Source organism: Andreprevotia chitinilytica DSM 18519 (assembly GCF_000711875.1).
In the GTDB taxonomy this organism is placed as follows: domain Bacteria; phylum Pseudomonadota; class Gammaproteobacteria; order Burkholderiales; family Chitinibacteraceae; genus Andreprevotia; species Andreprevotia chitinilytica.
The window spans coordinates 1-1,628 of sequence record NZ_JONM01000061.1; the positions used below are offsets into that span (position 1 = coordinate 1).

Annotated in this window: 1 protein-coding gene; it reads right to left on the reverse strand. The window is 69.8% G+C overall.

All coding sequences use genetic code 11. From position 1 onward, the window contains the following. Positions 1-1,628, reverse strand: a 1,628-nt coding sequence (locus tag BR41_RS21650) for a non-ribosomal peptide synthetase (RefSeq protein WP_035061515.1), incomplete at both ends; no start/stop codon positions are given.

The window sequence follows — 1,628 nt, forward strand, 5'->3', positions numbered from 1 at the left end:
CGAGCTTGCCGTTGGGGTTCAGCGGCAAGGCCGCCAGCAACACCCAGGCGCCGGGCACCATATAGGCCGGCAACTGCGCCAGCAGATGCGCCCGCAGTGCCGCCGCCGTCGCAGTGCCCGCCACATAGGCGACCAGCCGGGGTTCGCCCGGTTGATCCTCCCGCACCAGCACCGCCGCTTCGCGCACCGCGCTACAGCGCAGCAGCGCCTGCTCGATCTCGCCCAGCTCGATGCGGAAGCCCCGCAGCTTCACCTGATGATCGATGCGCCCCAGGAAGGCGATCTGCCCGTCCGGCAGATAGCGGCCCAGATCGCCCGTCTTGTACATGCGCGTACCGGCCGGGCCGAACGGGTTGGGGATGAAGCGCTCCGCCGTCAGGTCCGGCCGGTTCAGGTAGCCCCGGGCTACGCCGGCCCCGGCAATATGGATTTCCCCCGCCACACCGACCGGCACCGGATTCAGGTCGGCATCGAGCAGGTAGATCTGCACATTCGGCACCGGCCGCCCCAGCGGCAGCTCGGTGGCGGCCGCCGCCGGCCGTTGCACATGGCTGATGGCGACGTCGGCGCATTCGGTCGGGCCATAGGAGTTGACCAGCGTCACCCCCTGGGCCGCCAGCGTGCCAGCCAGCACCGCATCGATCGGCTCGCCACCCAGCACCACGGTGCGCAGTTCGGCCAGGGCCGGCAGCCCGGCCTGATAGGCGCGGAAGGCAGACGGCGCGCAGTTGATGCGGGTGGGGCGCTGCGCCAGCAGGGTGGCCTGGAAGCGGTCCACATCGGCCACTGCCCCAGGCGGGATGATCAGCGTGCCGCCGCACAGCAAGGGGCCAAGCACGTTCTTCTGCGTCAGATCGAAGCTCAGCGAGCTGGCCAGCATCACCCGCTCGGCACTACCCAGGGCGGGATCGGTATACCACTGCACCAGATTGACGAAGCCCTGATGGGTATTGATGGCGCCCTTGGGGGTGCCGGTGGAACCGGAGGTATAGATGCAATAGGCCAGATGCTGCGGCGTGGTCAGCGACGGCGGGGTGTGGGTCGGCTGCGCCGCCACGGCGGCCCAGTCGGCATCCAGGCACAGCACGCGTGGGTGTTGGGGCAGGCGGGCCTGCAGCGCCGCCTGGGTGAGCAGCACCGGTGCGGCCGTATCCTCGAGCATCCAGGCCAGCCGGCTGGCCGGGTAGTCCGGGTCCAGCGGCACATAGGCGGCGCCGGCCTTGAGGATGCCCAGCAGGCCGACCACCATCTCCAGGCTGCGCTCGACGCACAGCGCCACCAGCGTATCGGGTTGCACGCCGAGGCTGCGCAGGTGATGCGCCAGCTGGTTGGCGCGCTGATTCAAAGCGGCATAGCTGAGCGTGTCGTCACCGCACTGGACGGCGATGGCATCGGGCGTGCGGGCGGCCTGGGCGTCGAACAGGGTGTGGATGCACTCGCTGGGGACGGCGGAAGTGCTGGCATTCCAGTCCTGCAGCACTTGCTGGCGTTCGGCGGCAGTGAGCAGCGGCAGGTCGCGCACGCGGGACTGCGGGTCGGCGGCCAGGGCGGTGAGCAGGGTGCGGTAGTGCTCGGCCATGCGGGCGATGGTGGCGGACTCGAACAGGTCGGTGCTGTATTCGAAGCTG